The following is a 24,684-nucleotide window of genomic DNA, read 5'->3' on the forward strand; positions in this document are numbered from 1 at the left end:
CGAAAAGCGGCGCGCAACCAGATTCCGGTTTCCCGGATCATACGCTGGCAGGGCAGGACGGACATGGACGCGCGGTCGGACAGGAACGCAATACCGCTTGCGGTCGATCTCGACGGCACGCTGATCGCGACCGACCTGTTGTGGGAAGGCTTGTTCCTTCTCCTCAAGAAGAACCCGCTCTATATTTTCCTGGTGCCATTCTGGGCGGCCGGCGGGCCGGCACGGCTGAAGCAGGCGATCGCGCAGCGCATCGACATCGACCCCACGACGCTGCCCTATCGCGCGCCGCTGCTCGACCGGCTCCGTGCCGAGCACGGCGAAGGCCGCAAGATCGTGCTGGCGACCGGCACGCCGCGCAAATTCGCCGAAGCCATAGCCGGCCATCTCGGCATCTTCGACCGGGTGCTGGCCACCGACGGCTTCGACAATCTCACCTCCGGCAAGAAGCGCGCCTCGCTGATCTCAGCCTATGGCGATGGCGGTTTCGACTATGCCGGCAACAGCCGCCATGACCTTCAGGTCTTCGACGCCGCGCGCAATGCAATCGTTGTCGCGCCCGACCGTCATGCCGCGCGCTGGCAGGCGGCGCATGGCGCCGAGGCGATGCCGGCGCCGAAGCCGACCTTGCGGACCATCGTCAAGATGCTGCGCGTGCATCAGTGGCTGAAGAACTCGCTGATCGCCGTGCCGATGGTGCTGTCGCACGAGTACTTCAACACCAACATGATCTGGCAATGCCTGCTGGCGTTCATCTCGTTCAGCGCGGTGGCGTCGGCGATCTATATCCTCAACGATTTCTTCGATCTCGCTCTCGACCGCAAGCACGCCACCAAACGCAACAGGCCGTTCGCCAGCGGCGCACTGTCGATCCCGTTCGGCCTCGGCGCGATCGCGGTGCTGCTGACGATCGGCATCGGCACCGGGCTCTTCCTGTCGCCCGAATTCCTGGCCGTGCTCGGTGGCTACATGGTCGTCACCACGGCCTATTCACTGTCGTTCAAGCGCATGCTTCTGGTCGACGTGCTGACGCTTGCCGGCCTCTATACGATCCGCGTGATCGCCGGTGCGGCCGCGACCGGCGTCGACGTCTCGTTCTGGCTGCTCGCCTTCTCGATCTTCTTCTTCCTGTCGCTGGCGCTGGTGAAGCGCTTCGTCGAACTGCGCACCACCGCGATTCCGCCGGGCGAACGCATCGCCGGCCGTGGCTATCGCACCGAGGACCAGGAGATCGTCGCCCAGGCCGGCATGGCCTCCGCCTTTTCCTCTGCACTGGTGCTGGCGCTCTACATGGACAGTGTCGCGGTGCGCGAACTCTATCCGCATCCGTGGCTGATCTGGCCGCTGCCGCCGATCGTGCTTTACCTCACCATGCGCGTCTGGATCCTGGCGCGCCGCGACGAGATGCATGACGACCCGGTCGTCTTCATCATCCGTGACTGGCGTAGCCAGATCGTGGTGCTGATCGGCGCCGTGCTGCTGGTCATCGGGGGCTGGTAGGCATGACCGTCGAGCGCTTCCAGAGCTTCGGCCTGGCCACGCCGCCTGCGGCAAGGGCGATTCGCGCCGACGATGCCATCGCGCTGCTGCAGAGCGGCCAGGCGAAGGATGCGTCGCTGTTGGCCTATGGCAACGGGCGGTCCTATGGCGATTCCTGCCAGAACCAGGCTGGCGCGGTCGTCGACATACGAACCCTGAACCGCATCCATACCTTCAACGCCGAGACCGGTGTCCTTGAAGCAGATGCCGGCGTGCTGTTGTCGGATATCATCGCGCACGCAGCACCCTACGGCTTCTTCCCGGCGGTTGTTCCGGGCACGCAATTCGTCACGCTCGGCGGCGCCATCGCCAATGACGTGCACGGTAAGAACCACCATCGGCGCGGCACGTTCGGCTGCCATGTCGAGAGCTTCACGCTGCTGCGCTCCGATGGAAAGACCTATCGCTGCTCGGCGACTGACAATCCGCGCTTGTTCAGGGCCACCATTGGCGGCATGGGCCTGACCGGCCTGATCCTGTCGGCCTCGATCCGGCTGATGCGGGTGCATTCGCTCGACATCGTCGAGAAGGCGACGCCGTTTCGTGATCTCGGCGAATTCTTCGATCTGGCCGAGGCGGCGGACCAAGCCAATGAATATGCGGTCGCCTGGATCGACCAGCTCGCCGGCGGCCGCAACAGTGGCCGCGGGCTGCTGTTCACCGGCAACCACGCCGAGCATGGCTCGCATGCGGCCCTGCGCGCCGGCGGCAACCTCACGGTACCGTTCCAGCCGCCGTTCAATGTGCTCAATCGGCCGTTCCTGACCGCTTTCAATGCCGCCTATCGGTGGAAGAAAGGCCGGGCGACGATACCGCGCCACACCGGCTATCAAGGCTTCTTCTTTCCGCTCGACGGCGTGCGCGACTGGAACCGGCTTTATGGTCCCAATGGGCTGTTCCAGCACCAGAGCGTGGTGCCGGAAGAGGTCGCGCGTGCCGTGGTGCCGGAACTGCTCGCCGCTGCCCGGCGGGCTGGGCAGGGGTCTTTCCTCACCGTGCTGAAACGCTTCGGTTCCATCCGCTCACCGGCGCTGCTGTCGTTCCCGCGGCCGGGCTACACACTGACGCTGGACTTCCCCAACAAGGGAGCGGCGACGCTGGCCCTGCTTGGCGAACTCGACCGCATCACCATCGCGGCCGGCGGCGCGGTCAACCCTTACAAGGATGCGCGCATGAGCGCTGCGACCTTCGCCGCCTCCTTTGCGGACTGGCCGAGGCTGGAAGCGCTGCGCGACCCTGCCTTCATGTCCGATTTCTGGGCGCGCACGGCTGGCAGCATCGACCTGCGGCGGCGCGGCGCCGAGGCTGCGGAATAGATAAAATTAGAATGAATCGTGGTTAGCGAATGATTAATTGCAAGGTTTACTCAAAACATTCTTGTGAGTTCACGAAATCTTTTCAGCTTTGTATTACTGGAAATCACGGGGTGGGTGCGCGGACATGAAATATATCGTCTTCATTCTCTTTACGGTCATGACCAATGCCGCTGCGCAGCTGATGCTGAAGCAAGGCATGATGTCGCTTGGGCCGATCTCTTTCGAGGGCGTCAATCCGCTCGTCAAGCTGTTGCAGATCGTCTTCAGCCCCTGGGTGTTCCTCGGCCTCTGCACCTTCGTCATTTCCATGGCCTCGCACCTTTATGTGCTGTCCAAGGTCGAGCTTTCCTTCGCCTATCCCTTCCTCAGCCTCGCCTATGTCGCCGTCGCCATCTTCGCCTATTTCGTCTTTCGCGAGGACCTCAATGGCTGGCGCATCGCCGGCATCGCCTTCATCTGCGTCGGCACGGTGCTGATCGCGCAAAGTGGGCGAGGGCATGAGGACCAGACCGCTTCCATCACGTCCGACAAGATCCCTGCAAACGAGACCGTTCGATGAGACATGTGATTTTCGGCGGTGACGGCTTCGTCGGCCGCCACCTTGCCCCAAAGCTTGTGGCCGATGGCGAAGAAATTGTCGTCGCCGACATCGTCAAGAGCGACCTGGCGCATTATCGCAATGTCGGCTTCGTCCAATGCGACGTCACCGATCCGGCGTCGGTCGCCGCTGTCGGGCTCAAGGCCGACGACATGGTCTACAATCTCTCCGCCAAGATGCTGTCGCCGATCCAGGTGCGCGCCAAGCGGCACGATTTTTTCTTCCCGGTCAATTTCCATGGCACCGAGCACATCATGCAGGCCATGGACAGGGCCGGCGCGCCCAGGCTCGTCCACTACACGACCGACATGATCTACGGCCACACGGTCACCCAGCCGATGACCGAGGAGCATCCGGTTGCGCCGCTCGGTGAATATGGCTGGTCGAAGCAGAAGACTGAGGAACTGGCGGCCGAATGGCGCAAGCGCGGCATGTCGATCTCGCTGTTTCGCCCGCGCCTGATCATCGGGCCCGGCCGGCTGGGCATATTGGAGAAACTGTTCAAGCTGATCGACTGGAATCTTCCCGTGCCGATGATCGGCTCGGGCAGAAACCCCTATCAGTTCATTTCTGTGTTCGATTGCGCGGAAGCTGCCCGCGCGGCCTGGAAGGCGGGTGTGCCCAACGAGGCCTATAATCTGGGTTCGCTCAATCCGCCGCCGGTGAAGAAATTGCTTGGCGACCTGATCCGTCATGCCGGTTCGAAATCGATCCTGCTGCCGACGCCCGGTTGGGCGGTCAAGCGCACGCTCGACCTGCTCGACCTCATGAACATGCCGATCATGGATCCGGAACAATATCTGATCGCCGACGAGGAGTGCGTGCTCGACGTGTCCAAGGCCGAACGCCAGCTCGGCTGGGCGCCGCAATATCGCGACGAGGACATGCTGATCGCCGCCTACAGCGAGTACCGCGCCAAGAAGGCCGGGCACGCCGTTGCCACCAAACATGTGCCCGCCGAATAGCGGGCCCGCCAAACAGTTTATGGCGCACGACGCTGGTCGTTAGCGCGGACAGGAGATTGAAATGACCGTCATGGCCAAGCCCGAACAGACGAATGCGCGCACCCTGGTCAGCGCGCCGGCGCTGTCGCCCGCCACCATCGCCAAGCCCGATTTGATCAGCGTCGAGCAGGCCAAGGCGATGGATGTCGCCCGCATGACCGATCTGTTCAAGGCGCATCTCAATCCCGGCCAGCTGCATTTCATGAAGCTGCTCGGCTTCCACAAGATCAAGATCGAGCGTGCCGAAGGCATGTTCTACATCGACCAGAACGGCCGCAAGATCCTCGATTTCTTCGGCGGCTTCGGTTCGCTGGCCTTCGGCCACAACCATCCGCGCATTCTCGAAGCGCGCAGAAAATTCCAGGAAGAAAAGCGCCAGGAAATCGCCATCGCCTTCATGTCGCAATATGCGGCGGCGCTTGCGCACAACATCGCCAAATGCTCGCCCGGCGATCTCGACATGGTGTTTTTGGGTTCGTCCGGCTCGGAGGCGATGGAAGCGGCGGTGAAGCTCGCCGAGCGCGCAGCCGGACCGAAGCGGCCGAAAATCGTCTATGCCGAGAATTCCTTCCACGGCAAGACCAAGGGCGTTCTTGGCATCACCGACGGCCAGCTTTATCGCGCTGATTTCAAGATGGCCGAGAACACGGTGCGCATTCCCTTCGGCGACATCGAGGCGGTCGAGCGCCTGTTCCGCAGCGATCCGGAGGTCGGCGTCATCGTGCTGGAAACCATCCAGGGCGGCGGTGGCATCATCCAGGCACCAGCCGAATACTGGCAGAAGCTGCGTGGGCTGTGCGACCAGTATGGCGTGCTGTGGGTGGCCGACGAAGTGCAGTGCGGCTACGGCCGCTCGGGCCGCTTCTATGCCTTCGAGCATTATGGCGTGGTTCCCGACGTGACCGCGCTGGCGAAGTCGCTCGGCGGTGGCAAGGCGGCGGTCGGCGCGATGATCGCCAAACGCGACGTCTACATGAAGGCCTATGGCACGCCGAAGACAGCGATGATCCATGCCATGGCAACCTTCGGCGGCATGGGCGAGGCCTGCGTCACCGCGATCGAAGGCCTCAATGTGCTCTATGACGAGGGGCTGATCGACAACGCCGCCGTCACCGGCGACTATTTGCTGCAGCGCTTGCAGGCGCTCAAGGACAAGTATCCCAAGATCATCAAGGATGTGCGCGGCAAAGGCTTTATGGTCGGCCTCGAGTTCCACGACTTCTCGCAGACCTTGCCGATGGTGCTGCGCCCGATCGTCAGTGTGCTCGACGACAAGCTGAAGGGCTCGCTGTCCGGTTTCGTCGGCGCGCTGCTCCTGCGCGACTACGACGTGCTCGTCGCCTTCACAGAATACAACCGCAACGTCATCCGGCTCGAGCCGCCGTTGATCTGCCAGCGCGAGCATGTCGACCGCTTCGTCGATGCCTTCGACAGCCTGCTGTCGCGCGGCATCGTGTCGATCGTGAAGGATTTCGTCAAAAGCCAGGTTCGCTGAGTTCAACAATGCTGACCAAGTCTCCCGCTGCGAAAAACCCGCTCGACCGGCTCGCCGAGGCCGGTCTGGCGTGGGGCGAGGGGACCTATGCCCGGTTGGCGGCACCGATCGGCGCGGCGGCCTTCGCGCTCTACATCCTCTTGACCGCGTTCACGGCTTGGGTGATGCCGGACGCCAATTGGGACATGCTGCCCTATCTCGCAATATCAGAGGAAGGCAGCTATCCCGATGCGCAGGCGCTGCATGACTATGCCTACAGCACCGTCAAATCAGGCGTGTCGGCCGGCGACTACAATGCGCTGACCGACGATGGCGGCGGCTTCCGCAGCCACATGACGGAGAATGCCGCCGATTTCCATTCGCTGCTCGGCATGTACCGGATCAAGTTCCTCTATGCCGAGATCCTGTCGGCGCTGAGCGCGGTGATGTCGCCGGTCGAGGCGATGCGCCTGGTGCAAGTGTTTTCGGTGCTCTTGTTCGGCGCGATCGCGCTGCTCTGGTTGCGCAGGGAAAAGGCTTTGGCCTTGGCGCCGGTGGTTGGTGCGGTGCTGATCATGGCCGATTTCGGCGACGCGGCGCGGGCTTCGACACCGGACCTGCTCACGTCGGCATTGCTGCTTGGCGGGCTCTATGCCTATGTCAGAGGCCGCGAGGTGGCGACGGCGATCCTGCTCTTCCTCGCCTTCATGGTGCGGCCGGACAATATCGTTTTCCTTGCCATATTCGCGGTGCTGCTGGTTGTCTTCCGGCAGAAGGCATGGGGTGCGCTGGCCGGCTTTGCCGCATCCTTCGTCGCCTATTTCGCCATTTCGCACTGGGCGCATCATCCCGGCTGGTGGCCGCATCTGTGGTTCTCCAGCATCGAGCAGCACTACAATATGGACGGCTTCGAGCCGGCGTTCTCGGTCACCGCCTATCTCAGGGCGTTCGCCACCTCGCTGCTGCGCGCCGTCAACCTGAACAGCTGGGTCGGCGTTTCGGTGCTGGCGATGGCCGGCTGGTTCGCCGCCGGCCGCGCCGGCTTCCGCCTCGATCGCCGTGCCGGCATCCTGTTTGCGGCGCTGGTGCTCGGCGCGCTGGCGAAGTTCACGGTCTTCCCGATCCACGACACGCGCATCTATTTCCCCCATCTGATCCCGCCCTTCCTGCTGCTGGCGCCGCCGTTCATGGCGCTGTGGGCGGCCGTGTCGCGCGGCCAGCATCGCGCCGCCTTGCACGTCATTCCCGGAGACAAGCCATGAGTTCGCTATCCAGCCTGGCGCGCATCGCCTTGTCGCTCGGCCTTCCCTCTGGCCTGCTCGATCGCGGGCCGTCGCTGCGCGGCACGAAATTCCTGGCCAAGGCGGCGCTGAAGGCCCGCTTCAGTGGGGTAGGGCAGCCGTTCCAGATGGTCAATGTCGGTGCCTGCGACGGCGCGCTGTTCGACGATGTGACGCCCTGGCTGCACAAGATTTCCGGCGCCCGCGCCATGCTGGTCGAGCCGATCCCGTACAATCAGAAGCGGCTGCGCGCCAACTATCCCGACACGGACCGCTTCATCATCGAGCCTGTGGCGGTCACCAGGACCAAGGGCACGATCACCGTCCACACCTTCGATGCCGCCGCCCTTGAGGCCGGCACGCTGCCGATCGAGTTCATCGGTTGCTCCTCAGTCACCGACACCAATCTGATGTCGGGCAAGAATGCCTGGGGCGAGGCCGATGCCAACTTCAACAAATTCGCGCCGCATCTGAAGGACATCGAAGTGCCGTCGGAGACACTGCAGACGCTGCTCGACCGCAACGGCATCACCCATATCGATGCCTTCCTCGTCGATTGCGAAGGTGCGGACTGGATCGTCTTCGAGCAGCTCGACCTCAAGCGCTATCGTCCGGGCATGATCAAGGTCGAGGTCGGCGCGCTGCCGGCAGCCGAGATCGGCCAGGTCGTGGTCAAGCTGAAGACGGCGGGCTACCAGGTCGGCTTCCAGGCCGAGGATGTCTGGGCGTTTGCCTGACAGGCCGCGATTTTTCCTGATCCATATCGGGTCGCGCCGCATCTGCGGCGTGTCGCAAACAGGCGGTAGCCTGCCCGCCGTCGCCTGCATATTGTGCGCCGATCAAACGGGCGCCGACGCTGCCCGCAATAGCACTTTGGAGTCGCGGGCAATGGCAGAGTTTCCGAAAAAGGCGAAGGTCGTCATCATTGGCCTTGGCGGCATTGTCGGCGCATCGATCGCCCATCACCTGATCGAACGTGGTTGGACCGACATTGTCGGCATCGACAAGTCCGGCATCCCGACCGATATCGGTTCGACCGCGCACGCCTCCGACTTCTGCTACACGACCAGCCACGATTTCCTGTCCTGCTGGACGACGCTCTATTCCATCGATTTCTACGAGAAGATGGGCCATTACGCCCGCATCGGCGGCCTCGAGGTGGCGCGCGTCGGCGACGACAGCCGCATGGACGAGATCAAGCGCAAGATCGCTTCGGCCAAGGCATTTGGTACACGCGCCCGCCTGATCGAACCGGCCGAGATCAAGGAAAAATTTCCGCTCATCGAAGAAGAGATTGTGCAGGGCGGCCTGTGGGATCCCGATGCCGGCCTCGTCATCCCGCGTTCGCAGACCGTTGCCGGCAAGCTGGTCGACCAGGCGGAAGCGTCGGGCAAGTTGAAATCCTTCGCCAACACGCCGGCCAGGTCGCTCGTCGTCAAGGACGGCCGCATCAGCGCCGTGGTGACCGATCGCGGCACGATCGAGGCCGATTATGTCATCGTCTGCGCCGGCATCTGGGGCCGGCTGATCGCGGAAATGGTCGACGAAGACCTGCCGGTGATGCCGATCGACCATCCGCTCACCTTCTTCGGCCCCTACAATGAGTTCGCCGGCACCGGCAAGGAGATCGGCTGGCCGCTGCTGCGCGACCAGGGCAATTCGGCCTATATGCGCGACACTGGTGATCCCAAGACCGCCGAGGGCGGCCAGATCGAATGGGGTTACTACGAAGAAAACAATCCGCGCCTTTGCCATCCGCGCGACTTGCTGGAAAAGCATGAGGCGCGGCTGTCGCCGTCACAGCGCGACCTCGACATGGAGCAGATCCTGGCGCCGCTCGAACGCGCCATGGAGCTGACGCCGATCCTGGGCGAACTCGGCTACAACGAAAGCCATTCCTTCAACGGCCTGCTGCAGGTGACCGCGGATGGCGGCCCGTCGATGGGCGAAAGCCAGAAGGTGCGGGGCCTCTGGTATGCCGTCGCCATCTGGGTCAAGGACGGCCCCGGCATGGGCAAGCTCATCGCCGACTGGATGACCGACGGCCGCACGGCGATCGACCATCACGCCATCGATTATGCGCGCTTCTATCCGCACCAGACCAAGGAGCAGTTCATCTGGGATCGCTGCACCGAGACGGCGATGAAGGTTTACAATCCGGCGGTGCATCCGCGCGAGCCGTTCTCCAAGGGCCGCAACATCAGGCGCTCGCCGTTCTGGGAGCGCGAGAAGGAACTCGGCGGCTATTTCATGGAACTGGGCGGCTGGGAGCGCGCCCATGGCTACGCTGCCAATGAGCATCTCCTGGAGAAGTATGGCAACCGGGTTCCCGTACGTGAGAACGAATGGGACAACCGCCATTTCTGGCGCGTCTCCAATGCCGAACACCTGGCGATGAGCGAGGATTGCGGCATCGTCAACCTGTCGCATTTCTCGATGTATGACGTCGAAGGGCCCGACCATGTCGCGCTGCTGGAATGGTTGTGCGCGGCCAAGATCGGCGGCGACAACAACATCGGCAAGGGCATCTACACCCACTTCCTCGACGAGGAAGGCATGGTGCGCGCCGACTTCACCGTCATCCGCATGGCTGACCGCTGCCGTTTGATCGATGGCGCCGACGCCGGCCCGCGCGACTTCCGCTACATGCAGCGAACCGCGCAGGACAAAGGTTTTGACGTCACCATCACCGATGTGACGGAGAAATACGTCACCATCGGCATCTGGGGTCCGAACGCCCGCAAGACCTTGCAGAAGGTGGTCGAGAATCCCGAGGGCCTGTCGCCGGAGAATTTCCCATTCGCGGCGATCAAGCCGGTCAGGATCGGCGGCAAGGATGTCACCGCCTTCCGCATCTCCTATGTCGGCGAGCAGGGCTGGGAACTGCACATGCGCTATGAGGACGGGCTGGCTGTCTGGGATGCGCTGCGCTCGACCGGCGTCATGCCGTTCGGCGTCGAGACCTATGCCAACACGCGCCGCATGGAAAAGAGCCTGCGGCTGCAGAACGCCGACCTGCTGACCGAGTATAATCTGCTCGAAGCCGATCTGGCGCGTCCGAAGGTCAAGGAGAACGATTTCTGCGGCAAGGCCAAGCATGTCGAATACCGCGCCCGCGACCACCAGCCGGCGACGTTGTGCACGCTGGTGATGACCGAAAACACCGATTCCAAGGGCGTGGCGCGCTATCCCGTCGGCATCATGCCGGTGCTGGATCCGGCCACCGGCGAGACACTGGTCGATGAACTCGGCCGCCGCTCCTTCACCACATCGGTCGCCTATGGCCCGACCATCGGCAAGAACATCGCGCTCGCCTATCTGCCGCACGCGTATGCGCAGGAAGGCCGCAAGCTCAATGTCGAATATTTCGGCGAGACCTATCCGGTCGAAGTCGCCGGCGTCGGCTACAAGCCGCTCTACGACCCGGAAAACCTCAAGCCGCGCAGCTGATCGCGGGGCGGAGCAACGGACAGATCGCAAAAGCCTGGTCTTTGGCCGGGCTTTTGTCTTTTTAACCAGGCTGTTTTCGCTTACCCTTGCGGCATGTCTGCTTTCCCCCGCGCAAGACATCTCCTTTCCCGCTGTGCCGCACTGGCGCTGATGCTCTGGCTGGCGCCGCAGTCCCGTGCGGACGAGCCGGTCGATGTCGAGCTGGTGCTGGCGGTCGACGTTTCACTGTCGATGTCGGCGGACGAGCTCGAGATCCAGCGTCACGGCTACGCGGCGGCGCTGACACATGACAATGTGCTGCAGGCGATCGCCGATGGTGCCTATGGCAAGATCGCGGTCACCTATGTCGAATGGGCCGGCACCACATGGCAACGCGTCATCGTGCCGTGGACGGTCATCGCCAACCGTGCCGACGCCGAGCGGGTGGTGGCGCAATTGTCGGCCCAGCCGCCGAACAGCGCGCGACGCACCTCGATCTCCGGCGCGCTGGAATTCGGCAGCGACCTTTTCGCCGAAAGTGGCTACCAGGGAACCAAGCGGGTCATCGACATTTCCGGCGACGGACCCAACAATCAGGGCGCGCCCGTCAATCTCGCCCGCGACGGTGTCGTCAGGCAAGGCATCGTCATCAACGGCCTGCCGCTGATGACCCGGGGCGGATTTTCCGGCGCCTACGACGTCAACGATCTCGACCGCTACTACAGCGATTGCGTCATCGGCGGGCCGGGAGCCTTCATGATCCCGGTCAATGACTGGACGCAATTTCCCGAAGCCATCCGCCGCAAGCTGGTGCTCGAGCTTGCCGGTCCGGCGTCACCGCAATGGGCGGCGGAGGAGGCTGATCATCCGCCAGTGGTGCTGGCGCAGGACAAGCCCCCCGCCGACTGCCAGATCGGTGAGAAAATGTGGCGCAACCGCAGCTGGATGCTGGACAGTCGCTAGCCTAGGCTGCGGGCTGGAGCATTGGCAAACGGTCCGGACCGCGCTATCCAGCGGTGGGGGACCGCGGTCGAAACCGAGGAAACATGAGATGAAACGCCTTGCTATCCTGACAGCTGTCGCGTCCGTGCTTTTTGCCGACGGCGCCAGCGCCCAATACAACGACCAGCCTGCCTGCGTCATGTTCGAGCACGCAAACTTTCGCGGGCGGTCGATCGAAATGGGACCCGACGATTCGGTGAACTTTCGTGGCGGTCAGTTCTGGAACGATCGTGTGTCGTCGGTGTTCGTTCGCCGGGGTTGCACGCTCGTTGCCTATGAAGATACGAACAGGGGGGGCGAATCGATCGAAATCAGGCGCCAGGCCCGCTGGTTGGGCGAGGACTGGAACGACCGCATCTCGTCGGCCGAGTGCTATTGCGACGGCTATTGACCGGGCAGGGCTTTAGCCCTGTCGAGCGTCGGCGACCAGTCCGTCCCAACGACCGTGCCATCGAACACGTTCCTGTTGATTGACAAGCCGATTGGCGTCTGTGAACAATTCCCCTCAAGAGAAACAAAAGGGGAACTCACATGAACCGGATCGCCGTTTTCGCCGCTACTTTGACGCTTGCCGCCAGCCTGTCCGCTCCGGTGATGGCCGCCACATCGGTCACCATCGGCATCAGCGGCTGGACCGGCTTCGCACCGCTGACGCTTGCCAGGCAGGCAGGGCTTTTCGAGAAGCATGGCCTTGACGTGACCTTGAAGAAGGTGCCTCAGGCCAGCCGTCCGCTCGCCATCGCCAGCGGCGACCTGCAATGCGCCGCCACCACCGTCGAGACCTGGCTGGTGTGGAACGCCAGCGGGGTGACCACCAAGCAGATATTCCAGCTGGACAAATCCTATGGTGCCGACGGCATTGTCGTGCGCAACGACATCAAGACCGTCGCCGATCTCAAGGGCAAGAACGTCGCCTCCTCGGCGCCGGGCACGTCGCCCTATTTCCTGCTCGCCTGGGTGCTGAACAAGAACGGCATGTCGACCAAGGACGTGACGGTCGTCAACCTTGAGCCGGACGCCGCGGCGCAGGCCTTCCTTGCCGGCCAGAACGATGCGGCGGTCACCTATGAACCGTTCATCTCGGCCGTGCGCGACAAGGCCGACCAGGGCCACATACTGGCGACCACGCTCGACTATCCGATGGTTCTCGACACCGTCGGCTGCACGCCCGAATTCCTCAAGGCCAATCCGGATGCCGCCAAGGCGCTGGCCGACAGCTATTTCGACGCGCTCGACCTGATCAAGAAGGACCCGCAGAAATCCTATGAGATCATGGGCGCCGATGTGAAACAGTCGGCCAAGGAATTCGAGGATTCGGCGAAGTACCTGAAATGGGCCGACAGGGCCGAGAACAAGCAGTTCTTCACCAAGGAATTCCTGGACTTTTCCAAGACCGCCGGCGATCTGCTGCTGCAGATGGGGCTGATCAAGGAAGCGCCCGATGTCGCCACGCTGGCCGACACCAGCGCGGTGTCGAACTGATCGTCCGGCCTTTGCCCATTATGCGGCGGCGCCTGGCGCCGCCGTCCTCTCCTGGACAAATGACCATTTGATGGGGACGATGTGAAGATGCGCCCCTTGCATCCAGTCTCGCCGGGCCTGCGGACCGTGCTCGGCATTTCCTTCTTCGTGCTGTTCATTGCCTTCTGGGCCTGGATCACGCTTGGCGGCCACGTCAACCGCATCTTCCTCGCCGATCCGCTGTCGATGCTCAGGGATGGTTGGCGGCTGCTGGTCGAGGACCGTTTCTGGCTCGACATATTGATCACCATCTGGCGCGTCTTTGGCGGCTTTCTGCTGGCGTCGGTGGTGGCCGTGCCGATCGGCATCGCCATGGGCGCCTGGAAGCCGGTGGAAGCGTTCCTGGAGCCCTTTGTCTCCTTCGCCCGCTACCTGCCGGCCTCGGCCTTCATTCCGCTGCTCATCCTGTGGGCCGGCATTGGCGAGCTGGAAAAGCTGCTGGTCATCTTCGTCGGCTCGGTGTTCCAGATCATCCTGATCGTCGCCGTCAAGGTCGGTTCGACGCGGCGCGACCTGGTCGAGGCCGCCTATACGCTGGGCTCGACCAACAACGGCATCGTCAAACGGGTGATCATGCCGGCCAATGCGCCCGAAATCGCCGAAACGCTGCGGCTGGTGCTCGGCTGGGCCTGGACCTATGTCATCGTCGCCGAGCTGATCGGCTCGTCTTCCGGCATCGGCTACATGATCATCAACAGCCAGTCGCGGCTGGCGACCGGACAGATCATCTTCGGCATCATCGTCATCGGGCTGATCGGGCTGTTGTCCGATTTCGCCTTCAAAGCGTTCAACCGCTGGCTCTTTCCGTGGAGCCTGGCGTGAGCAAGCTTCTCATCGAAGGCGTCTCGCGCACCTTTGCCGGTGTGCGCGGCGGGCAGCCGGTCAAGGCGCTGATGCCGGTCGACCTGGCGGTCGCGGCCAATGATTTCATCACCATTCTGGGACCATCAGGCTGCGGAAAGTCGACGCTGCTCAGGATCGTTGCCGGCCTCGAGGCGCCAAGCGAAGGCCGTGTGCTGCTCGACGGCAAGGCGGTGACGCGGCCGGGGCCTGATCGCGGCATGGTCTTCCAGTCCTACACGCTGTTCCCCTGGCTGACGGTGGCAGAAAACATCGCCTTTGGCCTGCGCGAACGCGGCATGGCGCAAAAGGAAAGGGATGGGATCGTCGCGTCCTATGTCGACCTCGTCGGGCTGAAGGGCTTTGAGAACCATTGGCCGAAGCAGCTTTCCGGCGGCATGCAGCAGCGCACGGCGATCGCCCGCGCGCTCGCCAACGATCCCGAGATCCTGTTGCTGGACGAGCCGTTCGGCGCGCTCGACAACCAGACGCGCGGGCTGATGCAGGAGCTTCTGCTCGGCATTTGGGAGCGGCGCAAGAAGACGGTGCTGTTCGTCACCCACGACATCGAGGAAGCGATCTTCATGGCCTCGCGCGTCATCGTGATGACGGCCCGGCCCGGCCGCATCAAGTCGGATGTCGCCATCGACCTGCCGCATCCGCGTCACTACACGCTGAAGACGAGTCCGGAATTCTCGGCGCTGAGGGCACGGCTGACCGAGGACATCCGCGTCGAAGCGATGCGCACGGCTTAGGGGCAGACAGCCTAGCCGGATTGCGGGATCAGGCCGCCAGCAACTGCTTGCGGTCGACGCGCTCCTGCTGCGGCGAGCGGGCGTAGAGCTCGCGGTAGCATTTGGAGAAATGCGAGGCCGAGACGAAGCCGCAGGCGACCGCCACCTCGACCACGGGCATCGACGACTGGATCAGCAGGTGCCTGGCGCGGTCGAGCCGGATTTCCAGATAATAGCGGGCAGGGGAGCGACCCATCTCGGTGCGGAACAGGCGCTCGATCTGGCGGCGCGACAGGTCGACATGGTCGGCGATCTCGATCAGCGACAGCGGCTCGGACAAATTGCCTTCCATCAACTCGATGATGGTCAGCACCTTCGAGTTCTGCACGCCGAGGCGCGCGCGCAGCGGCAGGCGCTGGCGGTCGGTCGGGCTGCGCACGCGGTCGGTCAGCACCTGTTCGCACACGCGGTTGACGAGGCTCTCGTCGAAATCGTCGCCGATCAGCTTCAGCATCATGTCGAGCGCGGCGGTGCCGCCGGCGCAGGTGTAGATGTTCTGGTCGATCTCGAAGAGGTCGGCAAAGACATTGGCCTTCGGGAACGCCTCGGAAAAGCCCGGCAGGTTTTCCCAATGGATGGCGCAGCGCTTGTTCGACAGCAAGCCAGCGGCGGCGAGGATATGCGCGCCGGTGCACAGACCGCCGACGGCGACGCCGCGATTGTACTCTTCGCGCAGCCAGGCGAAGGCGGATTTGTTCTGGTAGCGCTCGACATTGATGCCGCTGCAGACGATGGCCATGTTGGGCCGGTCGGGGCCTGCCATCTTCTTGCGCTCTTCCTCCAGCGAGGTGTTGACCGCGCATTCGACGCCGTTCGAGGCGCGCACCGGCTTGCCGTCAATGCTGGCCAGGCGCCAGCGATAGGCCTCGTAGCCAAGCATGCGATTGGCGGAGCGCAGCGGGTCGAGTGCGGTCGCAAAGGCGATCATGGTGAAATCAGGAACAAGGAAGAACACAAACGATCGCTTGATCGGATGCTTGACGGCGTTCACGGGAACCTCATCTGGCCATGACGCGAACAGGATGTCGCGAATAGCATAGCGACATCAGGAAAAACCATGCTTGTCAATCGGCTACGCTGCCTCAGTGAGACAAAATTTGCGACATGGGTCGCAAATGGGCAATTGCTGTGCGGCAATGCCCTTGGAACATGCAGTCATGTTCCGGGGGAGCGGCATCAACTGTCCAAGCGGCGGGCAAAATGCGCAAAGGCGAAACAAAAACGCCGCCTTGGCTGGAGCCAGGCGGCGTTACAGTCTTAAGCAGCGGCAGGGAGGCGCTGCCTTGCAAAAATGGTCAGGCGACGAAGCCGAGGCGCGCCGCAGCCATCGCGCCGGTCTGGCCGGGCATGGTGTTGGCGAGGCGCTGACGCTCGAGAGCGGTGGTCAGGTTCATTTCGCGGCGGGCGAAGAGGCGGGCAAAAAGCTTCATGATCATCTCCAATCGGTTGCTCAGACGGGTCGCCTTCGCTTGATGGAGTGGGGCAGCTCGTTTGCTGGTGGTGATATAGGCTTGTGCTGCGTGAAACTAAATCGCAAAAGCGAAGCGCTTGATATGAAATGCGACACCGAATGCGACAAATTTGGGCAGCGTGCCTGAAATTTACGATTATTTACAAGGCATTAATCGGAAATAAGCGCTGCTATGCGGCTTGCTCATATGCGCCATGCAGCGGCAGCATGGCTCGAAAACTCATTTGAATACAAATAAAGTGCAGAGGACCTAAAGGGTAAAATAGAGAAGGCCTGCCGGGCTGGGTGCGCGCGGCAGGCCTTCGGCATTTGGTACACACGGTTTACTTTGCTCCAGCCCAGGATCCAACGCCGTTGCGAATGCCGGTCTTGGTGTCGGAAGCTTCGGGCCAGCCAATATCCTTCTGCAGTTCGATCGGCAGGGAGCGGATGGCGCGTTCGGTCTGGTAGCGGGCGCGTGCTGCGCTGAATTCAGTCGCGATGCGACCGAGGGACGACAGGATAGACATTTCATTCTCCTTTGATGGCGGGCCGGAGACATTCCGACCTTTGATGGTGGGGCCTTACACGCGGGGTGTTTCAACCCCATTTCATGTCGATTGCAGGTCTGTGTCGTGGTGGTTTCGTGGCTGCTTGTGGCAGCAACCTCAATCGATGGAGTTGACTATCCTCCCAATCTGATGTTCAATCAAACGAAATGGAATGATGCTTTGTATCAGAAAAATTGAAGGCCGCTTCCCATGAACGCCCCGCTCAATCATCCGCTGCCACTGCTCGATCTCGACGTTTTGCGCACTTTCGTGGCGATTGCCGAGACCGGTAGCTTCACCACCGCCGCCAATGCCGTCTTCCGCACACCGTCCGCGGTCTCTATGCAGATCAAGAAGCTGGAGGACATCCTTGGCCGCTCGGTGTTCGCGCGCGACGCCCGCTCGGTGTCGCTGACCACGGACGGCGAGATGCTGCTCGGCTATGCCCGCCGGCTGCTGTCGATCAACCGCGAGGTGGTGTCGAAGTTCATCATTCCCGAGATTGTCGGGGTGGTGCGGCTGGGCTCGCCGGATGATTACGGCGAGCGCGTGCTGCCGCATGTGCTGAAGCGTTTCGCGCAATCGCACCCGTCGATCGCCGTGGACGTCACCATCGACCAGAGCAGCAATCTGCGCCGGCGCATGGACGACCGCGCGCTCGACATCACGCTTCTGACCAACTCCTACAAGACCAGCGCGCTCGGCGCCGAGGTGCTTTTGACCGAGCCGATCGTGTGGGCCGGCGCCAAGGGCGGTTGCGCGCATCTGCGCGAGCCCTTGCCGGTATCGCTGTGGGAAGAGGGCTGCGCCTGGCGAGCCGGCGCGCTCGATGCGCTGGGACGCGAGGGCCGCAACTATCGCGTCGCCTATATGAGCGCGCATACAGCCGGCCAGCGCGCCGCGATCATGGCCGACCTCGCGGTCGCGCCGCTGCCGCGATCATTCCTCGGCAACGACATGGTCGAACTCTGCCCGAAGGACGGCATGCCCGATATCGGCACCTACAATCTGGCCATGGTGGTGGCTCCGGACGCCAGCGCGCCGGTCAAGGCCGTCGCCGACCATATCCGCGCAACGTTCGAAGTGTTCCGGGAAACCGGCAAGTTCTGATCCGTCAACAGGATCGGACCGAAGACAGAAGCGTTACTCCGCAGCCTCCGCGGAGGGCGCTTCGAACCTTGTTCTCGTGTCTTGCTTGATCGGCAAGGGGCTCTCATTGAGAAACGCCACGATGTGCTGGCGCGCGCGTCGCGATTCCGGCATGTCGATCAATGGCCAGGCGTGGAACATGCCTTCCTCGTGGATGACATCAATCTCGACACCGGCGTCCCGCGCCTTTTGCGCGAAGATCAGATTGTCGGGCGTCAAGAGATCGTGCGAGCCGGTCAAAAGCAGCGTTTTCGGCAGCACCGACAGGTCGCCATAGATCGGGCTGATGTGCCAGTCGCTGCGGTCTATGCCGGCGCTATACATGCGGATCGCTTCGAGGCCGCCGGGAATGCCGAGCCAAGGGTCGTTGCGCTCGGCCTCGAACAGCTTTGGGTTGGAAAGCGACATGTCGAGCCCTGGCGAAATCAGCACATGGCGCGATGGCAGCGGCAAGCCTTCTTCGGCAGCCATCATGGTCAGCACCACGGCCATGTTGCCGCCGGCGGAATCGCCCATGAAGATGATGTCTTCCGCTTCCGTCTCGTCGAGCATCTGGCGATAGACGTCGCCGACCATGCCGAACATGGCGTGGAAATCGTGTTCTGGGGCGATGGGATAGATCGGCACGGTGATGCCGTAGCCCAGCCGGTCGGCCATCTCGGCAATCAGGTGCCAGTGATAGGGCGTGATCTCAAACACATAGGCGCCGCCATGCAGATAGAGGATCCGCTTGTGCTCGCCGGCCTTCGGAGCGATTTCGTAGACCGGAAAACCATCGACGGTGCGTGTCTGAATGTCCAAGCGCTGGTGTAGCGAGGCCGGCGGATGGTGATCCTCGGTCTTGCGCGCGGCAGCGATCCAGCGCTGCAGGTTTTCCGGGCTGGAAAAGGCCTTTTTGCGGCTGTACCTGAGCACGAAGGACACGAAGTGGCTTTTCAAACTTGGCATGCGGATACACGAACTTCGGCAACAGCCGACTAAGAGAAACCTCCACTATCCCCGAACATCGTACCTTGGTCGAAAATGTCAAGATTTACGCAGTGTCCACACGGCGGAGTGATCCGCGCCGCTGTCGTCAGCGGCGCGGTAAAAGTGCTGCGCGCAGCCGGTTGCTGGTTGCCGCCGGGGATGTGCGAAATCCTCGGCGCCTGCCGAGCAATTTGCATTTGTCGGCGAAGGTCATCAGCGCGCCGTACCCAGAAGCAGCGACGTGAGCGCGGCCTGCGGGTCGCTGGGCGGTGAGGCCGGCCAACCAATGTCCTTCTGGACGTGCGCCGGCAGGCTGTTCAGCGCGGATCGCCTTGTTCCTGGCATGGGTCTGCCTGATGGTCACACCGAAGCGACCGAGATTTCCGAACATCGACATTTTCATCTCCCTTGAAGAACGGCCACGGCCGAGGATTATCTTCGGCCGCCGTTCGACGCGGGGTAATTGCGCCTGCCATGTATCGGATGGATTTCGCGAAAACAGCGTTTCGGTTTCCGGATCGGTTCGATCCGGAAACATTTGCATGCAAATGAGTTTGAAGTTTGAAACGGCTTGGGAAGGCCGCGTCTATTCGCGGCTGCGCCTTGCCGCGTGGCCTTCGCGCGAGCGCCGGCGCGGGGTGGCGTCGCCGGCGACACCATCCTCGCTGACCGTCTTGCGTGGCGGCAGTTTTACCACCGCCGACAGTTTCGGGAACGGATCGACCTTGTTGGGCAGCGCCATGGCATAGACGAAATGCTCCTGGAATTTTGGCTCCAGTGCGGTCTCGATCTTCTCGATCTGGCTCACCGTCTCCTCGATCTCGCGGCGATAGCCGCGATTGAGCAGCGCCATGCGCGCGCCGGCGCCGGCGGCGTTGCCGACGGCCGAGACCTTGTCGAGGTCGCAATCGGGGATCAGGCCCAGCACCATGGCGTATTTCGGATCGATGAAGGAACCGAAGGCGCCGGCGAAATGGATGCGATCGACATGCTCGGTGTTCTGCTTTTCCATCAAGAGCTTGGTGCCGGCATAAAGCGCTGCCTTGGCGAGCTGGATGGCGCGCACGTCGGTCTGGGTGATGGTGATTTTTGGTTCGCCTTCCTTCAGCACATAGGAGAAGGTGCGGCCGTTGGCGGTGACCCGCGGCGAGCGCGCACTCAGCGACCCGTCGACGACGCCGTCCTCCGAGATGATGCCGGCGAGATACATCTCCGCCACGATCTCAATGATGCCGGAGCCGCAAATGCCGGTGACGCCGGTCGCCTGCACGCTGTCGAGGAAGCCCGGTTCGTCGGACCACAGTTCCGAGCCGATGACGCGGTATTTTGGCTCCAGCGTATCGGGGTCGATGCGCACGCGCTCGATGGCGCCGGGCGCCGCACGCTGGCCGCCGGAGATTTCGGCGCCCTCGAAAGCTGGACCGGTCGGAGAAGAGGCCGCCACGACCCGCGCACGATTGCCGAGCACGATCTCGGCATTGGTGCCGACGTCGACGATCAGCATCATCTCGTCCTGGCGATGTGGACCTTCCGACAGCGTCACCGCCGCCGCGTCGGCGCCGACATGGCCGGCAATGCAAGGCAGCATATAGAGGCGCGCGCCCTGATTGAGCTTCAGGCCGATGTCGGAGGCCTTGATGCGCACGGCGCCCGAGACGGCGAGCGCGAAAGGGGCGCCGCCGAGTTCGGTCGGATCGATGCCGAGGAACAGATGGTGCATGATCGGATTGCCGACGAAGACGGAATCCAGAATGTCGTTGCGCTGGACATTGCCTTCCGCACACACCTTGTCGACAAGGCTGGAGATCGCCTCGCGCACGGCGACCGTCATGCCTTCGCGGCCGTCCGGGTTCATCATCACATAGGAGACGCGGCTCATCAGATCCTCGCCGAAGCGGATCTGCGGGTTCGATGTGCCGGAGGAGGCGGCGACGCGGCCCGACAGCAGCGACACCAGATGCATGGCGATGGTGGTCGAGCCGATGTCACAGGCCAGCCCATAGGCCTCGTTCTTGAGGCCGGGCCACAACGCGATGACGCGCGCTATGTCGCTGTCGGCATCCTTGTGGATGGCGGCGGTGGCGGTCCAGTTGCCCTTGCGCAATATGCCTTGCACTTGTGGCAGCAGGTAGAAGTCGAATTCGAGATTCTTGAAGCCCCAATCCTTCATCAGCGCGATCTTCAGCCGGTCGAGATCGCCGAGCGGCTTGTGCATGTCGGGCTCTTCGATCTCGACATAGCACATGCGGATCGCCGTATCGCGGGCGATCACCCTGGTGTCGGCATCCTTGCGGATGGTCTGCGCATTGATGACCGTATCCTGCGGCACGTCGATGACGAGGTCGCCGAGGATTTGCGCCGAGCAGGAGAGGCGGCGCCGTTCGGGCAGGCCGCGCACGCGCTCGTAGCGCTCTTCCTTGGGGCCCTTGGGCGAAATGTGGTCGTTGGACGAGACGATCTTGTGCTTGGCGAAATTGCCTTCCTGCACCTCGATCTGGCAGCGTCCGCACGTGGCGCGGCCGCCGCACACGCTCTCGACATAGACGCCGAGCTGACGCGCGGCATCCAGCACCGGCGTGCCGACAGGAAACCGCCCGCGCTTGCCTGACGGCATGAACAGCACGAGCGGATCGGTGATGTTGGCAGGTGAATTCACGATTGCGCGCTTATCCTCGACCCATCCGGGCCTCACGGCCACCACGGCGGCGACCGCCATTGCCGCCGCCCTCGCCAGGGGCGTTGACCGCCGTCGGCGCTGCGACAGCCTGGCCGCCTTCGGCCGGCTTGTAGTCCTTGTAGGTCCTGATCCAGTTGGTGCAGTTCTCGTCGGTGCCGTTCAGCACATTGGCGCCGCGCACGGCTTCCATTTCCTGCGGCCGCACCGGGTTCATGATGGCCGAGGTCATGCCGGCGCCGATCACCATCGGGATGAAGGCGGCGTTGATGCCGTGGCGGTGCGGCAGGCCGAAGGAGATGTTGGACAGGCCGCAAGTGGTGTTGACCTTGAGTTCTTCGCGGAGCCGACGCAGCAGCGCGAACACCTGGCGGCCGGCATCGCCCAGCGCGCCGATCGGCATGACCAGCGGATCGACGACGACGTCATGCGCGGGAATGCCGAAATCGGCGCAGCGCTGCACGATCTTCTTGGCGACGGCGAAGCGCACGTCCGGATCCATCGAAATACCGGTCTCGTCATTGGAGATGGCGACGACCGGCACATTGTATTTCTTGATCAGCGGCAGGATGGCTTCGAGTTTTTCCTCCTCGCCGGTGACGGAGTTGACCAGCGGGCGGCCCTTGGCGACCTTGAGCGCTGCCTCGATCGCGGCGGTGACCGAGCTATCGATCGACAGCGGCAGGTCGACGAGACCCTGCACGATCTCCAGCGTCTGCACCAGCAGCGCCGGCTCGGTCGCGTTGGGGTCGACCGCGGTGACGCCGGCATTGACGTCGAGCATGGTGGCGCCGCAGGCGGCCTGCTCCAGCGCGTCCTTGATGACGGTGTCGAAATTGCCGGCGACCATCTCGGCGGCGAGCTTCTTGCGGCCGGTCGGGTTGATGCGCTCGCCAATCACGCAGAAGGGCTGGTCGAAGCCGATAATGATTTCTCGTGTCGCCGAGGCAACGATGGTCCGGGTCATGAAATCTCTCCGTCGTGATATAAAGAGTTCTTTATATCGTTATCTCTTGTCGATCAAGCGAATGGGTGGCCGTCCGCGCAGGTCAATGCGCGGTCTTCACCATATCCACCTGGGTTTCGGTAATCTCGTCGTGCAGGATGTGGTCGAGCCGGTCGGCAACCATCTGGTCGTCGCGACGGATTTCGCGCTTCCAGGGCTGGCGGCCCTTGAGCACGCCCGATTCATCGACGATCTCGGCGACATATTCCTCCTGGCGGTAGGCCATCACATGGATGCCCGAGATACCGGGGATTTCCTTCACCTCGTTGATGATGTCGATGCAGAGCTGCTTGCCTTCCTTTTTCTGGTCCTGGGCGCCCTCCAGCCGCTTGATGATAGCGTCCGGAATATGGATACCGGGCACGTTGGAGCGGATCCACTTGGCGGTCTTGGCCGAGGCGAGGGGGCCGACGCCGCACAGGACGAACACCTTTTCGGTGTGGCCGAGATCGCGCGCCTTCTGCATGAAGGTCCTGAACATCGGCACGTCGAAACAATACTGGGTCTGCACGAATTGCGCGCCGGCGGCGATCTTCTTGCCGAGATGGATCGGGCGGAAATCGAAGGGCGGCGCGAACGGGTTGACGGCAGCACCGAGGAAAACCTGCGGCGGCGTCGTCAGCTTGCGGCCGGACAGGAATTTGCCATTGTCGCGCATGATGCGGACGGTTTCGAGCAGCGACATGGAATCGAGATCGAACACCGGCTTGGCACCGGGCTGGTCGCCGGCCTGCACGCCGTCGCCAGTCAGGCACAGCATGTTGGCGACACCCATCGCCGCACCGCCCAGCACGTCGCCCTGGATGGCGATGCGGTTCTTGTCGCGGCAGGCGATCTGCATGATCGGGGCATAGCCCATGCGGGTCAGCAGCGCGCAGATACCAACCGAGGACATGTGGCAGTTGGCGCCCGAGGCATCGACGGCGTTGATGGCGTCGACCCAGCCATCGAAGATCTTGGCCCTGTTGTAGACGTCCTCGGGATCGGCGCTGTCGGGCGGATTGAGCTCGGTCGTCACCGCGAATTCACCGCGCCGCAGCACACGCTCCAGCCGGCCTCGGGAAGAGTGGCCGGGCAGGGGATCGAGCGGCAGGTGAATGCCGGCCGGGTTCTCGTCACGCTGACGGGCGGTCATGCGGCGGCTCCGGTCTTTGGCGCGGCAGCGGCTTCACGGGCTGCCGCCGCCTGCGCGGTGACCCGCAGCCAGGCCGAGGTTTCGCGCAGCGACTGGTCGACCGGCTTCTGCACGGTCAGGATCTTGTCTGAGTTGACCATGTTCTGCGAGCCTTCCCAGGCCTTGACCCAGACGCAGGGCATATCGGGCTCGACTTCGCAATTGCCATTGGCGCGCACGCCGCCGCAGGGGCCGTTGCGCAGCTGCTTGGGGCAGTTCATCGGGCACGACATGCCGGTCGAGGACAGGATGCACTGGCCGCACATGCGGCAGTCGAACATGAAACCCTTGACGCGCTTCTCGACGAATTTCACCGGGGCCTCGACGCGACCGTAGCCGATGCCCTTCCACAAGGGGTGGAGGAGCAGAAACATGTCGGCGAAACGGGAATAGAACCATTCGAGCAGGCGCGAATGCCGGATCGACCACAGCCTGACCGCAAACGAGCGCTGCACGCGCCGCTGCGGCGACACGTCGGCCGGCTTGTAGTCGGATTTCGGCGCTGCCTTCTTGACCAGGGTGGCCTGGGTAACCGCCGGATTCGTCTCAGACATTTTCTTTGCCGCCCGCCTTGACCAGAGCGACCAGCCGCTCGCGGTCATATTTCGTGTCGAGCTCCTGAAAAGCCCTTTCGACTTCGGCTTCGAGATCGTCGCCGACAGGAACGGGATCGGCCTTGCGCCATTCGGCCAGATAGTCGTCGGTGCCGCCGGCGCCGGTGCGCATGGCGCACATGTCGATGGCCTCGGTGAAGCGCAGCGGCAGTTCACGCTTGGCGTTCTGCCGGCCCTTCTTGACGATGACCTGGGCAGGGATGTCGCGCCAGTAGACGACGATAAGATCGGCCATGAATTCTCGCTCCTCGATCTGCGAGCATTGCCGGATGTGCAAGTGACCCGCTTGTTATGGGACGACGC

The 24,684-nt window shown here is 62.9% G+C and carries 24 protein-coding genes; 14 read left to right on the forward strand and 10 right to left on the reverse strand.

Annotation, left to right across the window (positions count from 1 at the left end):
- The first annotated feature begins 63 nt into the window (after positions 1–63).
- From DBIPINDM_RS33140 to DBIPINDM_RS33200, 13 genes are all read left to right on the forward strand, one after another.
- Positions 64–1,497 (forward strand): UbiA family prenyltransferase, encoded by a 1,434-nt coding sequence (locus tag DBIPINDM_RS33140; protein ID WP_258583148.1) that lies wholly within the window; start codon positions 64–66, stop codon positions 1,495–1,497.
- Positions 1,498–1,499: 2 nt separating this feature from the next.
- Complete coding sequence (locus DBIPINDM_RS33145; RefSeq protein ID WP_258583150.1) at positions 1,500–2,852, forward strand: FAD-binding oxidoreductase; 1,353 nt, start codon at positions 1,500–1,502, stop codon at positions 2,850–2,852.
- A gap of 124 nt (positions 2,853–2,976) precedes the next feature.
- A complete protein-coding gene (locus DBIPINDM_RS33150) occupies positions 2,977–3,411 on the forward strand; it encodes an EamA family transporter (RefSeq protein ID WP_258583151.1) in 435 nt (144 codons plus the stop codon).
- Positions 3,408–4,415, forward strand: a complete 1,008-nt coding sequence (locus tag DBIPINDM_RS33155; protein ID WP_258583153.1) for an NAD-dependent epimerase/dehydratase family protein — start codon at positions 3,408–3,410, stop codon at positions 4,413–4,415. The genes DBIPINDM_RS33150 and DBIPINDM_RS33155 overlap by 4 nt, the downstream gene beginning before the upstream one ends.
- A gap of 61 nt (positions 4,416–4,476) precedes the next feature.
- Positions 4,477–5,949, forward strand: coding sequence for an aspartate aminotransferase family protein (locus DBIPINDM_RS33160; protein ID WP_416361727.1), 1,473 nt, complete (start codon positions 4,477–4,479; stop codon positions 5,947–5,949).
- 8 nt (positions 5,950–5,957) lie between these two features.
- A complete protein-coding gene (locus DBIPINDM_RS33165) occupies positions 5,958–7,190 on the forward strand; it encodes a glycosyltransferase 87 family protein (protein WP_258583155.1) in 1,233 nt (410 codons plus the stop codon).
- Entirely contained in the window at positions 7,187–7,945 is a 759-nt protein-coding gene (locus DBIPINDM_RS33170; protein ID WP_258583156.1) for an FkbM family methyltransferase, read from the forward strand. Before DBIPINDM_RS33165 ends, DBIPINDM_RS33170 begins: the two co-directional genes overlap by 4 nt.
- A gap of 151 nt (positions 7,946–8,096) precedes the next feature.
- The gene (locus DBIPINDM_RS33175) at positions 8,097–10,658 is read left to right on the forward strand and encodes a GcvT family protein (RefSeq protein ID WP_258583157.1); all 2,562 of its coding nucleotides are present in this window, start codon (positions 8,097–8,099) and stop codon (positions 10,656–10,658) included.
- Between the two features lie 93 nt (positions 10,659–10,751).
- On the forward strand, positions 10,752–11,600 hold the full coding sequence (locus DBIPINDM_RS33180; protein WP_258583158.1) for a DUF1194 domain-containing protein: 849 nt from the start codon (positions 10,752–10,754) through the stop codon (positions 11,598–11,600).
- 88 nt (positions 11,601–11,688) lie between these two features.
- Entirely contained in the window at positions 11,689–12,030 is a 342-nt protein-coding gene (locus DBIPINDM_RS33185) for a peptidase inhibitor family I36 protein (protein WP_258583159.1), read from the forward strand.
- Between the two features lie 140 nt (positions 12,031–12,170).
- Positions 12,171–13,121 (forward strand): ABC transporter substrate-binding protein, encoded by a 951-nt coding sequence (locus DBIPINDM_RS33190; protein WP_258583160.1) that lies wholly within the window; start codon positions 12,171–12,173, stop codon positions 13,119–13,121.
- 87 nt (positions 13,122–13,208) lie between these two features.
- The gene (locus DBIPINDM_RS33195) at positions 13,209–13,982 is read left to right on the forward strand and encodes an ABC transporter permease (RefSeq protein WP_258583161.1); all 774 of its coding nucleotides are present in this window, start codon (positions 13,209–13,211) and stop codon (positions 13,980–13,982) included.
- Positions 13,979–14,755, forward strand: coding sequence for an ABC transporter ATP-binding protein (locus tag DBIPINDM_RS33200; protein WP_258583163.1), 777 nt, complete (start codon positions 13,979–13,981; stop codon positions 14,753–14,755). The genes DBIPINDM_RS33195 and DBIPINDM_RS33200 overlap by 4 nt, the downstream gene beginning before the upstream one ends.
- A 28-nt stretch (positions 14,756–14,783) precedes the next feature.
- On the opposite strand, the gene DBIPINDM_RS33205 is transcribed toward DBIPINDM_RS33200, so the two are convergent.
- From DBIPINDM_RS33205 to DBIPINDM_RS33215, 3 genes are all read right to left on the reverse strand, one after another.
- A complete protein-coding gene (locus DBIPINDM_RS33205) occupies positions 14,784–15,722 on the reverse strand; it encodes a GlxA family transcriptional regulator (protein WP_348647147.1) in 939 nt (312 codons plus the stop codon).
- A 367-nt stretch (positions 15,723–16,089) separates the two neighbouring features.
- The gene (locus DBIPINDM_RS33210) at positions 16,090–16,224 is read right to left on the reverse strand and encodes a hypothetical protein (protein ID WP_013894968.1); all 135 of its coding nucleotides are present in this window, start codon (positions 16,222–16,224) and stop codon (positions 16,090–16,092) included.
- Positions 16,225–16,588: 364 nt separating this feature from the next.
- Positions 16,589–16,774 carry a hypothetical protein gene (locus DBIPINDM_RS33215; RefSeq protein WP_095199791.1) on the reverse strand — a complete coding sequence of 62 codons (186 nt, stop codon included), beginning with the start codon at positions 16,772–16,774 and terminating at the stop codon, positions 16,589–16,591.
- 231 nt (positions 16,775–17,005) lie between these two features.
- Here DBIPINDM_RS33215 and DBIPINDM_RS33220 point away from each other — a divergent pair, with 231 nt between their 5' ends.
- Positions 17,006–17,905 carry a LysR substrate-binding domain-containing protein gene (locus tag DBIPINDM_RS33220; protein WP_027043894.1) on the forward strand — a complete coding sequence of 300 codons (900 nt, stop codon included), beginning with the start codon at positions 17,006–17,008 and terminating at the stop codon, positions 17,903–17,905.
- Positions 17,906–17,938: 33 nt separating this feature from the next.
- On the opposite strand, the gene DBIPINDM_RS33225 is transcribed toward DBIPINDM_RS33220, so the two are convergent.
- The 7 genes from DBIPINDM_RS33225 to DBIPINDM_RS33255 all read right to left on the reverse strand — a co-directional run bounded on the left by DBIPINDM_RS33225 (position 17,939) and on the right by DBIPINDM_RS33255 (position 24,616).
- On the reverse strand, positions 17,939–18,892 hold the full coding sequence (locus DBIPINDM_RS33225; protein ID WP_258583169.1) for an alpha/beta hydrolase: 954 nt from the start codon (positions 18,890–18,892) through the stop codon (positions 17,939–17,941).
- A 127-nt stretch (positions 18,893–19,019) separates the two neighbouring features.
- Entirely contained in the window at positions 19,020–19,310 is a 291-nt protein-coding gene (locus DBIPINDM_RS33230; protein WP_258583171.1) for a hypothetical protein, read from the reverse strand.
- Positions 19,311–19,499: 189 nt separating this feature from the next.
- Positions 19,500–21,629 (reverse strand): ASKHA domain-containing protein, encoded by a 2,130-nt coding sequence (locus DBIPINDM_RS33235; RefSeq protein WP_258583172.1) that lies wholly within the window; start codon positions 21,627–21,629, stop codon positions 19,500–19,502.
- Entirely contained in the window at positions 21,580–22,554 is a 975-nt protein-coding gene (locus DBIPINDM_RS33240; RefSeq protein WP_258583175.1) for a methyltetrahydrofolate cobalamin methyltransferase, read from the reverse strand. The genes DBIPINDM_RS33235 and DBIPINDM_RS33240 overlap by 50 nt, the downstream gene beginning before the upstream one ends.
- An 82-nt stretch (positions 22,555–22,636) precedes the next feature.
- Positions 22,637–23,728, reverse strand: coding sequence for a methylenetetrahydrofolate reductase (locus DBIPINDM_RS33245; protein ID WP_095199795.1), 1,092 nt, complete (start codon positions 23,726–23,728; stop codon positions 22,637–22,639).
- The gene (locus tag DBIPINDM_RS33250; protein WP_258583178.1) at positions 23,725–24,321 is read right to left on the reverse strand and encodes a methylenetetrahydrofolate reductase C-terminal domain-containing protein; all 597 of its coding nucleotides are present in this window, start codon (positions 24,319–24,321) and stop codon (positions 23,725–23,727) included. Before DBIPINDM_RS33250 ends, DBIPINDM_RS33245 begins: the two co-directional genes overlap by 4 nt.
- Positions 24,314–24,616: a virulence factor gene (locus tag DBIPINDM_RS33255; RefSeq protein WP_258583179.1), complete on the reverse strand. Its 303-nt coding sequence runs from the start codon at positions 24,614–24,616 to the stop codon at positions 24,314–24,316. Before DBIPINDM_RS33255 ends, DBIPINDM_RS33250 begins: the two co-directional genes overlap by 8 nt.
- Positions 24,617–24,684 lie beyond the last annotated feature (68 nt).

Origin of the sequence: Mesorhizobium sp. AR02 (genome assembly GCF_024746835.1) — a bacterium.
Taxonomy (GTDB): domain Bacteria; phylum Pseudomonadota; class Alphaproteobacteria; order Rhizobiales; family Rhizobiaceae; genus Mesorhizobium.